This window comes from uncultured Nitrospira sp. (assembly GCA_902500695.1).
In the GTDB taxonomy this organism is placed as follows: domain Bacteria; phylum Nitrospirota; class Nitrospiria; order Nitrospirales; family UBA8639; genus Nitrospira_E.
On record CABVRQ010000106.1, the window covers coordinates 1 to 11172 of the forward strand.

Here is an 11172-nt window from a genome sequence, read left to right on the forward strand (position 1 = left end):
GGCGTCGGAACATGAGAGATGAACCTTTCATGGACTTAAATGAAAAAGCGAGGCGCCATATATTTTGTATGATCCGACGGTTACAACACCAGGGGTTTGATGGGTGCCAGCACCAATTTCGGGTCACGTTTCCAATCCACCTCCGGCGCATCGACATAGAGTTCCACTTCATTCCCATCGGGATCCTGAAGGTAGAGACTTTGACTGACAGTATGGTCGCTCATCCCCCCTATCGAAATACCAGCCCGATCAAGGTCCTGCTTGGCAGCACGAAGTTCATCCAGGCTATCTCCAACTTTAATGCCAATGTGATAGAGGCCACGCCTCCTTCCCGAAGGTGGTCCCGGGACGTCCCCGACTTCAATCAACAGCAGTTCATGATGAGTGCGGCCGGACGTGAGCGCCGCCGCTTTTCCTCCGAAAATCTGTCCGACTTCCTGAAACCCCACGACATCTCGATAAAATTTCAAAGACTCTTCGAGATTTTTGACGTAAAACACCACATGTCCTAAATATTGAGCTTTCATAATAAATTTCTCCTCAATTTTCAGAAGAACAAAATAGTCAAAAATAAATCTTCAGGCCTTTTGACTCCTTTCCTGCTTTCCTACTCAACTTTGACTAACGCAATGATCGTTCCAGTTTCTTCATAGAGGCCCCTCGAATGCAAACGATACTCTGGCCTGCACATGTGCACATAAAGAAATTTTCGCTAGTAGCAGTAGAAGAAAAATCATTGGCGAAATACCGACACACTGACGATATTCCGGCAGGTTGAGGGAACTTGGGAAAAGAAACGGGATAGGTCCGGGAGCAAAAAGGCAGGAAGGAAATGACACCAGGTGAGTCAGTTTGGAAAATAGGCTAAGCGCAGATTCTCCATGGCGGAGAATCTGCGTTCATGTGATCAGACGGAATCCTTCTCTTATTGATCCTTTTCTACTTTGGACCCGGCGCCAATACTCTCCAACCCTGCCTGCGCGCATGCGGCATCCAAATGACCACCGGGCGCTCCACCAACGCCGATGCCGCCGACAACCTCTCCACCGATTTCAATGGGAAGCCCGCCGCCAAGAAGAAGCATATTCTCGTTCATATCCCGTAACGCTTGCACCGCCGGCATCTTCGCAATCAACTCGCCCAATTCAGCCGTGGGCCTTTTTAGACTGGCTGAGGTGTATGCTTTTTTTCGGCTACTATCCACTGTATGGGGACCGGCACCATCTTCCCGCAATATCGCCCTCACGACTCCAGCCCGATCCACAACCGCGACACTCACCCGATACCCGTCTTTGGTGCATTGCTCCACAGCCGCACTTGCGGCCTTCGTGGCCAGTGAGAGTGGCAGGACCGCCTCACGCGGTAACTCGGCCGCCGACACGCCCGCTGCTAACAAGCCTCCCAGGCATATCATCGCCATTCCGGATGTCAGCTTCGAATGGCCAATGGTCACATTCATAAAACATTTGCCGATCATGAAACCCTCCTTTGATTAACAGATAGATAATCCGGGTCCAACTTTGATGGAGATTTTCTGGCTCGGTGCGCCAGGTTGTCAATGTATCTTCAATCTTGAGGTGCCTTTATCAGGCTCCTGCGGATTCCAGCATTTTGGCAATGGGCGTGAACCCCTTGTTTCGAGCATGTTGAAGCGGGCTGATGCCATCACCATCCGGCAGATTGATATTGGCACCCGCCTTAATAAGCAATCGTACGATTTCCTGATGGCTGGGACCCCCATCACTCAGGATAATGGCCTCCAACAACGCAGTCCAACCCAATCGATTCACATGATTGATATCCACTTTAGTTTTCAATAATTCCTTCACAACTTCCACATGCCCACGCTCACATGCCGGAATTAAGGCCGTTCCCCCGAACCGGTTATAAATCAAAAAATCGGGCTTGGCCTCCAAGGTCAGCTTTAAAATCTCGAGGTATCCTCTTGCTCCAGCCAACAGCAATGGACTGTCTAATTGACGATCCTGCGCATTCACATCTGAGCCAGCCTCAATCAACAGCTTGGCGCTTTCTAAATGGTTGCGATCAACGGCCAAGAGTAACGCCGTTTGCCCCTTTCCATCTTGAGCATGAATACTTCCACCTTGTTTCAACAGTTGCCGGACCATGGCGGCATCATTCCGTCCCACAGCCTCGAATAAGGCTTCATTCAGCCCTGCCTTTGGGACCTTTTCTTTGGTAAACCCCGGTCCCGCTAACATCAGAAGAAGCGACACCATCACAAGGATTCCGAATCCTTTCATCTGTGCGTGCATCCCATTTGTATTCAATTTCGGTTGGTACTCAGGACAGGGTGGGACCAGACAAGGGAATATCTGAATCCGGCAAAAAATGGAGAACCGGACAGCCGTAATAGCTGAACCATCAAACTCGCGGCTCATGACCGCGTCAACACACCGGCCTCAACATTGAAAGGCCCGCAATCTCCGCGGAACCGGTTATTGATCGATTTCATGGTTGTTTTTTGATCGGGTTTTCAACGGAAGAAAAAGTTCCAATGGCTTTTCCAGCGCTCGTTTAAAGGACTGGAGAAACCGTGCCCCTTGCGCACCATCCAGTGCCCGATGATCACAGGAGAGCGTGACTTTCATCCGGCGGGACAGTTTAATGGCTCGTCCTCGTGCCACGGGAACAATATTCACCGCGCCTATGGCCAGAGAAGCCGCCTGCGGCGGCATCAGGACCGCAATGAAATTGTCCACCTCATACATCCCGAGATTAGAAATAGAGAACGTGGCCCCGGCATATTCCTCCGGAGTGAGCTGTTGGCTTTTGGCCCGGACAAACAGATCACGAATCTCTTCGGCGACTTGGAGAATATTTTTCCCGGCGCAATCCCGTATCACCGGAGTAATGAGTCCTTCCTCCAGGGCCACCGCAATTCCGATATCGATCGTGGCATGCCGACGCAAAACTTCCCCCATGAATGACACATTCATCTCAGGGTGACGGGCTAACGCGAGCGCGGCCGCACGAACGAACAGGACTGTTAAACTTAAGGGGCCATTGCCCAGTTCCTCCATTTGCTTTCGGAGGCGCTCAGCCTGATCCATGGCCACTTCTGTTGTGAGATAAAAATGTGGGACAGGGGCCTTACTTGACGTGGTCACCCGGGCGATCGCCTTGCGCATTTGGCTCAAGGGAATGTCCTTGGTTTTCCGCTCAAGAACCTTGGGGGCATCAACCCGTCCTTGAATATCCGCTTCAACAATCCGGCCTTCGGGACCGCTGCCTTTGATTGTTGACAAATCAATCCCCTGCTCTTTCGCCAACGCTTTCGCTCGAGGGGACACCTTGATCCTGACATCCTGGCTCGAATCGGCCTTGGTGTCCTTGGCTTCTTTCTTCGCACTACCGGATTTTTCTCCCTTAGTCGGAATGGATGGTTCCGGCGAAGGTTGGGAGGGCTTTTCCTTTGGAGGAGGAGCAGAGTCTTTTTGAGGTTCAGGTGCTGCAGCTTGATCCTCAGAGGTCTCAGCCAGCGTGGCCTCAATATCATCGTCCTGTTCTCCGATCACGGCAATGAGCTTCCCGGCTTTAACGGTTTCCCCCTCGGGTACCAACACCTTTCTCAGCACCCCGGAACCAAAAGATTCCAGATCAAGGACGGCTTTATCCGTTTCAATTTCCGCCAGAATATCCCCGGAGTCGACAGCGTCCCCCTCATGCTTTTTCCAAGCCACCACGACGCCTTCTTCCATTGTGTCCGTGAGTTTTGGCATGACAACGCGAGTAATCATAGCAATCTCCAATCAATGGAATGTTGAAAAAGCATGTCCTGAGTCTGGCGGAAGGAGCTGCCAGCGGCGTTCTCGCCCCTTGGCCGTGCTCACGTACTCCTCCGTACGCTCTGCGCGTCCAAGCGGCTGCGGCCTGGCTGGACAAACCTTTTTGAACAATCCTGAATACTTTTCATATGGCTCTCATTTTTTCAAAGACGGACCAACAGGGGGATATTGCAATACTTGAACAGCTCCAATCATGGCAGGGAAATCCTTCGAAGTAATCTATCGCGATAACTTTCTGAAGAACAACCATTTCAACAATATGTTGCGTGTTAGAGAATCTGTTTCACCGCCGATATGACCCGGGCCAGGTAAGGAATGGCCAGATCTTCAAGCGGCCTGGCATACGGCATGGGGACTTCTTCACCGGCGACCCTGACGATAGGCCCATCCAATAAATCAAATCCTTTGGAATAGATTGTTTCAGCAATCTGAGCGCCTAACCCACAAAACTCCCATCCCTCCTCCACAATGACAACACGTCCGGTTTTCTTGACAGACTCCAAAAGCGTGTCGGTATCCAAGGGTTTTAATGTCCTCAGGTCAATGACTTCGGCATCGATGCCTTCCTGTGATAAGGCTTCTGCGGCCTCAAGCGCCAGTAGCGCCATCTTTGAATAGGCGACAATGGTCACATCGCTTCCTGTTCGCGTCACAGCGGCTTTGCCAATCGGCAGAGAGTAGTCATGGTCCGGCACTTCGCCTTTGGTGCCATACAGCAGTTGCGCTTCCATAAAAATTACCGGGTTCTCATCACGAATGGCGCTTTTCAATAAACCTTTTGCATCAGAGGGCGTCGCCGGGGCAATCACTTTCAATCCAGGGACATGGCAAAACCAGGCTTCAAGACTTTGGGAATGTTGGGCGGCCAACTGATGCGCCGCACTTCCCGGCCCGCGGATCACCATGGGGGCCGATAACTGGCCTCCGGACATATAGCGAATTTTCGCCGCGTTATTCACGATTTGGTCAAGGGCAAGGATGCCGAAATTAAAGGTCATCAATTCGACAATGGGACGCAAGCCAGCCATCGCCGCGCCAATGGCCAACCCGGTAAATCCCGCTTCGGTAATTGGAGTATCCAGCACGCGCTCAGCGCCGAATTCCTCCACAAAGCCTTTGCTGACTTTAAAGGCCCCTTGGTAATACCCGACTTCTTCCCCGATTAAAAACACACGAGGATCCCGTTGCATTTCCTCACGCATCGCCTGATTCAGCGCTTCCCTATAGGAAATCAACATCGGTGGCCATCATTCAAGAATTGTTGATAATCGCGTTTCATGCTGAAGGTAACTGCCCAATACCGTTGGCGGATTCTTGTTAAGGCCATGCCCCCTCACTCGACCAACACATCTTCATGGAGCGCGCCGGGCTCAGGAAAGGGGCTGTCATCGGCAAACTTCACAGATTCCGTCACCGTCTGAATCACCTCGTTATCCATTTGCTTAAAGTCGGCCTCCGTGGCCAGGCCCTCCTGAAGGATCCGGGTTTTTAGGAAAATCAACGGATCCTGCTTCCGTGCTTCTCCAACTTCCTCCTTGGTTCGATAATGGCCATGGGCAGGATCGGACATGGAATGGCCCATGAACCGGTAGGTCGAGGCCTCAATAAAAAATGGCTGAGGGTCCTTTCGCATCTTCTTCACGACACGCGCAGTCAACTCCTTCACCGCCAGCACATCCATCCCATCCACTTGTTCCGCTTCAATCCCATGCGCCCTGGCCCGTTCGGCAATATCTTTATACAAGAGCATCCCGCGTTCAACCGGCGTCCCCATCCCGTACCGGTTGTTTTCGCAAATAAAAATAACCGGCAACTTCCATAACGCAGCCAGATTAAAGGCTTCATGAGTATGCCCACCGGGAACCGCCCCGTCACCAAAAAAACAGAGCACCACCCGGTCTTCCTTGCGATACCGTGAGGCAAACGCCAGCCCCACCGCAAGTGGTAAATGCCCACCGACGATGGCATACCCGCCCATGAAATGGCGTTCGACATCGATCAGATGCATCGATCCACCTTTGCCTTTGCATAACCCGGTGGCCTTTCCAAACAATTCAGCCATCACCTTCTTAGGATCCGACCCCTTGGCCAGACAATGCCCGTGATCCCGATAGGAGGCAATGACATAGTCATCCGGGCGAATCGCATGCATACATCCCACAGCGACCGCTTCCTGGCCGATGTATAAATGAAGGAAGCCGGCGATTTTCGCTAAGGCGTACATCTCGGCCGACTTCTCCTCAAAGCGTCGGATGAGAAGCATATCCCGGTACAACTTCAGAAAATCGTTTTTGTCCGAATTGTGTTCCAATGTACTCTTCACCATGAGTTGCCCGGATAGATCAACGTTGCCTATCTAAGTTCCCCTTACGTTCCGTTCTTGAAACATGAGAAGAACTGTAGCAAGAGAACACCTGCCGATACAATTTTTAAGACTTTCCCCGTATGTTCCTTTTTACAATACCTTTCCCCTTTTGGCTGCCACAAAAAAAAAGGCCGGCTGCAGCCTCGTTCTACAGCTAGCCTAATTCGAAAGTGGGAGGAAGGGTAAAGGTCCTGAATTTCACATATTCTCAGACATATGGACAGGTCCCAAGCCATGATGGCTCTGAACCCACGCCAAAATGGCGATCAGTAATACAAGTGAAGGCCGATCCCGATCCACTCCGTGCGCTGGGAGTAAAATTGACCGTTGGGTGAAGCCCCCTTGTAATACTCCATTAATAATTGCAGCTTGCGGTCGCCGATGCGGGCATTTTCGAATTGAAGCCCGGCCATTATCGAACGGTTGACTGTCCAATTGCTTCTCTCGTTGACCTGAAAATCTCCATACGCCACCGGGCGAATCTTTCCACTCAACAACGTCCAAGGGCTTGTCAGTTCGGCCCCGAATTGAGTCGCGCCCCGCCCTAAGGTGTTAGGATCCCGATCCACCAGTATCCCGCCGCCGCCATACACACGGAACCAGTTAAACAGTTCATAAGACAACTTGAGATCGATTTCTTCATAGGACAAATTAATTCTGTTCGGCTGGTTATTGAGAATGAATTCATCCCCAAGATGCGAACTTTGATGATAGACGCGAATGAAACCGGAAAACGGACCGGTCCGGTAACTGGTAAGCAGACCGGCAGTATAATCGGCGTTCACGAGGTCTTTGGACGAGGCGTCCAAATCGAACACACTGAAGACCCCCCCCTGGAAGGCGATTTCCCATTGTCCATCGAATGGCGCGGCATCCCGATAGATCGAGAACGTTTCTCCGAAGTTTGCCGAGCCGGTTTTATTTGGTTCCGGACCTTGAGAAACACGACGGTACGCCACGGAGAAATGCGGCCAACGGGGGTCGGCATGAAGGGGATCGAAAAGAAGACCATCGGGAAGGAATTTGGATTCCGGCTCGGGAATTGTTTGCGTGATGGCATCCGATGGAGGAGTCTTTGGAATCTCCTCTGCGGCCATTCCCTCTCGGATTTCCACTCGTGTCACACCTGGAATGCCTTCCAGGGCGGTCTGGACCTTCGTTCGGTCCAGAGTGGCAAGCGAATCAGCATACACGGTCACCACACCATCCTTGACGATCAATGACGCGTTGGTGGCATTAAACTCATGTTGAAGCACCGCGGCAGCATAGCCGGCGATGTAGGAATCTTCTACCGCTATGGCGGGCGGCATCCATCCAAAATGAAGACAGAGGAGGGCCACGATCACTGTTGTCCATTTCCGCAATTTTCGATGGGCAGGGAAGGGGACAGCAGAATCCAGGTCGGGAGATCCAAGCGGTTGAGTCATTGAAAATCTGCTCTCCTTAAGGAAATATGGTGGTGAGAAGAACATGGCGATATAACAACCAACGATCAGTGAAACCGTGGGAAGCTCTCATGGCTGACACGACAGATCCCCCTCATTTTTGAGTCATCGGGTTAGGGACTCAGCGCTGGTCTACACTGAGGAACCCCTGGTTCTAAAATATCAGGATGAATGCGCCTGGTTGGACAGACAAAAGATCATGGCGAGGGGCGTAATTTGGACATTGTCAGAAGAAACATTCTACCCATAAGGGGTTCGAATAAATGAGCTGTGGAAAAATGGAACGGACGCTCCAATAACGGGATAAGTATGACGCACCGGCTTGATCACAATCATCGCCACACGATCCAGCGGGTTTAGTAAGGCGTTACCGGTCCTTCGACATGCGCAATGGACTGAACGCCGTCTCCAGGTTCCGAGGGATTGGTTCCAGCAGTCAACCGTCTATTTGGCCCGAATCAGCCGGGAATGTCATTCAGATGAAAAGATCGACGGGTCCCACAAGACAGGTGACTGATCGTGTATTCAAAAAAGACGATTTCGTTCCTATGTATGTCCCAATATGAAGGCCGGCTGGAGAGTGAGTCCAAAGCCGGCCTTTTTCTGAATATTTCAAAAAGGAATGTGGATTATTTTTTCATCGGTTCCTCTTTGGTGGTTTCTTTTTCCTTTTACTCCCTTTAAACCCTATCGGGTTGTATCTCCGGCCAATGCCTGCTCTCCTTATCCGTAGAAATCAAAAAAAAGCGGCCGGCAAATGGAGGCACCATCCGCCGGCCGCTCAAACACAATACAGTCTATTCACACTTCCTTCTCACAAAGAAAGAAGCGATAAAAGACCTCTGCTATTTACCAATATTGTCTATCGTTTCATTAGCGGTTTTACCCGTTTTATTCACTTCTCCCTTAGCCCCGTCCTTGAGTTGATCCATCATGCCACCGGCTTCTTCTTTCGTGCCGCTCTGGGCTTTAATCGCTTGCTCTTTTGCCGCATCCGTCATATCCATGCCCTTATGAGCGTCAGTTGAAGTCTTTGTTGTTTCGTCGGCTTTACCTTTCAAGGAATCCATCATGCCAGCGGAGGACACTCCGGCTAAACCCACCACAAAAAACACGGAAAGGACTACGGATAGTACCTGCTTCATAAAAAACCTCCTTAAGGAAGAACGTGAATGAGGGGGAAAAATTACTCTGCACCTTTCCTCAAACTGAAGTCAATCAGCAGGGATACGAACCATCTCTATCGACGAAACCGTTTCCCGCCACCATATCCTCGACCAAAATACCCAAAAGAATACGGCGAATACGGCCAATACGAACCCCAATAACCGCCCCCATAAGGCCCCCAATAGGGACGATACCCATACCGGTTTTGGGGAATCAGCGGCCACACTTTCAACCCCTGAATGGCAACCACAGGATAGACTTTTTCTTCTTCATCCACTTGCACGGAGGCCTGCCCGGTGACTTCCCCTATCATTGTTAAGCGAGTGCCTTCGGGAAGCGTGGCCGGATCAAGAAAGGTCTGCTGAGTGGCAATGAAACGGCCCTTGGACTTGGTCCGGTCCCATTCCGGAACAGAATCGTTGTCTAAAGGGATCTGAAGCACCATCACTTCTGTCCGGTCTACGAGACGTTTCGCGGAGAGCACCACTCCGCCCACCTTGATAATCTTTCCTATATGAGCGGAGGGATCTTGAACCACGTGTGAAAACGACACGCCAGCCGTAACCTGCGCTTCCTGATTTGTGGAAAATGGGGATGAGGAAAATGTCGCGCACCCACTCAGGGCAATCGACAAAACCAGGTGAATGATCCATATCCCAACCTTCATAGTTTCGCTCTTACCTCCTTGTCGTATTATACCCCCTCTCCTGCGCCTTTGAAGAGGAAGGAACGGCAAGGATTTCTTTACTGCCAATTTGAAGAGCTTCCGAGTCATTTAGTTTGTGCACAAGCCAACGAGAATTCCAGGGACTCATGTGTTCCATCCAGGAACCGCAAAACGCTCATGACCGGTTGGTTCTTTGACTTGTGATTTCCATTGTTCCAGGTTACATTTCACTTATTACTATTCGGGGAATGACCTCTACATACACCAAAGGAGCAGACGATGGCGGTAAAAAAAGCGGTAAAGAGCACGGCGAGACAAGCAACTAAGAAGGCCTCTCAAGTCAAGTCGGCGGCCAAGAAAAAATCAGCGACCGTGGCCAAGCAAGCCAAGACAGCGGCCAAAGCCGGGGTAAAGAAAGCCAAAAGCGCAACCAAACGGGCAAAAAGCACTGTGTCCCAAGCCAAGAAAACAGCCGTTAAGCGAGCCACCAGCGTTTCTTCGCGTGCAAAGAAAACCGTGAGCCAATTAAAAAAGAAAGGGGCGACAAAAGTGGCCTCGACCACAAAAGCGGTCAAAAAGAAAACTGGAAACACTACAAACACAGTTCGCAGCGCAGCGAAGATAACCGGAAAGACGGTAGGGAAAAACGTGGGAAAAGCCATAAAAGCAGTTGAGCAATTTGTCCAGCAGGCCCAGGAATATGGCAAAACGCTCCTGAGCTAATACCCGGTTGTCCCGCAAAACTTGAATGGGTGAGATTAAATGTGAAAATTTTGATTTCATCCTCAAGATTAAGCAGGTAAACAATGTGTAATTGCCATAGGCTGGAACCGACCGTACATTTTGAGACCACGGCGAAGGATCTGTGCCCAGGTTGACGATGCCACGTCTCCGCCAGATCCTTCATTCCACTCAGGTAGTCCCAAAGTAACTTGGCATTCTGAGCCCACGGCGAAGAATCTGTAACCAAGGTGACGATGTCAGGTCTCTGCCAGATCCTTCGGTTGACCTTGCCCTGAGCTTTGCCGAATGGGTCAGAATGACAATGGCCTCCTTGATCGGAGGGAAGAAGAGAAAACGGGTTTGACACTATTACCGCGAACAGCGGTCTTTAAAAGTCAGTTCGGCAATCCCGGATTTATCCAACTCGCCTTTCCCCAACTTCACCAATCGCTGATACTGGTCCAACGTCGCTTTAGCCAAAGGTAGGGTCAGGCCTTCGGATTCGGCCAGTGCAGAGGCAATACCGGAATCCTTCGCCGCATGGGCTGCCGAGAAATAGCATTCGTGATCACGATGTTGCATGTCGGCTCCATCGGTTTCCAAAACCCGTGACGCCGCTCCGGTTTGGCCGAACACCTCACGCACCATCGTCACATCCAATCCCAGCGCCGCTCCGAGGCCCAAGCCCTCCGCCAATCCGGCCGTATTGATATTCATCACCATATTGACTAGAGCCTTCATCTTTGATGCCTGCCCCGCCAATCCAATGTACCGTAAATTCGTACTGAGATCTTCCAGGAGAGGCTTGGCCAGGTCAAAGACCTCCTGTCTTCCGCCACACATCAAATACAATGTTCCTTCGCGAGCTTGAGTAATGCTACTCGCCATGCAAGCTTCCAGAGTCTGCCCACCACGAGCTTCAACTTGCTTTTCGATTTCAATATGAACCTGAGGGGACAGCGTCGCACAATTCACAAACAACCGTCCCTCGGCATT

General features: G+C 51.0%; 11 protein-coding genes. 1 reads left to right on the plus strand and 10 read right to left on the minus strand.

What is annotated here, in order from left to right; translation table 11 throughout:
- Nucleotides 1-80 precede the first annotated feature (80 nt).
- The 9 genes from AAH187_RS17440 to AAH187_RS17480 form a co-directional block, all read right to left on the minus strand.
- Nucleotides 81-527 (minus strand): VOC family protein, encoded by a 447-nt coding sequence (locus tag AAH187_RS17440; protein ID WP_342349761.1) that lies wholly within the window; start codon nt 525-527, stop codon nt 81-83.
- A 398-nt stretch (nt 528-925) separates the two neighbouring features.
- Complete coding sequence (locus tag AAH187_RS17445; RefSeq protein WP_342349762.1) at nt 926-1477, minus strand: heme-binding protein; 552 nt, start codon at nt 1475-1477, stop codon at nt 926-928.
- Nucleotides 1478-1586: 109 nt separating this feature from the next.
- Nucleotides 1587-2264 (minus strand): ankyrin repeat domain-containing protein, encoded by a 678-nt coding sequence (locus AAH187_RS17450; protein ID WP_342349763.1) that lies wholly within the window; start codon nt 2262-2264, stop codon nt 1587-1589.
- A 195-nt stretch (nt 2265-2459) separates the two neighbouring features.
- Nucleotides 2460-3761: a dihydrolipoamide acetyltransferase family protein gene (locus AAH187_RS17455; RefSeq protein ID WP_342349764.1), complete on the minus strand. Its 1302-nt coding sequence runs from the start codon at nt 3759-3761 to the stop codon at nt 2460-2462.
- 317 nt (nt 3762-4078) lie between these two features.
- Complete coding sequence (locus tag AAH187_RS17460; protein WP_342349765.1) at nt 4079-5047, minus strand: pyruvate dehydrogenase complex E1 component subunit beta; 969 nt, start codon at nt 5045-5047, stop codon at nt 4079-4081.
- A gap of 95 nt (nt 5048-5142) precedes the next feature.
- The gene (gene pdhA / locus AAH187_RS17465) at nt 5143-6135 is read right to left on the minus strand and encodes a pyruvate dehydrogenase (acetyl-transferring) E1 component subunit alpha (RefSeq protein WP_342349766.1); all 993 of its coding nucleotides are present in this window, start codon (nt 6133-6135) and stop codon (nt 5143-5145) included.
- A 305-nt stretch (nt 6136-6440) separates the two neighbouring features.
- Entirely contained in the window at nt 6441-7601 is a 1161-nt protein-coding gene (locus tag AAH187_RS17470; protein WP_342349767.1) for a DUF1207 domain-containing protein, read from the minus strand.
- A gap of 863 nt (nt 7602-8464) precedes the next feature.
- On the minus strand, nt 8465-8764 hold the full coding sequence (locus AAH187_RS17475; RefSeq protein ID WP_342349768.1) for a hypothetical protein: 300 nt from the start codon (nt 8762-8764) through the stop codon (nt 8465-8467).
- 95 nt (nt 8765-8859) lie between these two features.
- Nucleotides 8860-9453: a Slp family lipoprotein gene (locus AAH187_RS17480; protein WP_342349769.1), complete on the minus strand. Its 594-nt coding sequence runs from the start codon at nt 9451-9453 to the stop codon at nt 8860-8862.
- A 279-nt stretch (nt 9454-9732) separates the two neighbouring features.
- On the opposite strand from AAH187_RS17480, the gene AAH187_RS17485 reads away from it, so the two are divergent.
- Nucleotides 9733-10176, plus strand: a complete 444-nt coding sequence (locus tag AAH187_RS17485) for a hypothetical protein (RefSeq protein ID WP_342349770.1) — start codon at nt 9733-9735, stop codon at nt 10174-10176.
- A 369-nt stretch (nt 10177-10545) separates the two neighbouring features.
- On the opposite strand, the gene AAH187_RS17490 is transcribed toward AAH187_RS17485, so the two are convergent.
- On the minus strand, nt 10546-11172 hold a 627-nt coding region (locus AAH187_RS17490), incomplete at its 5' end, for an NAD-binding protein (protein ID WP_342349771.1).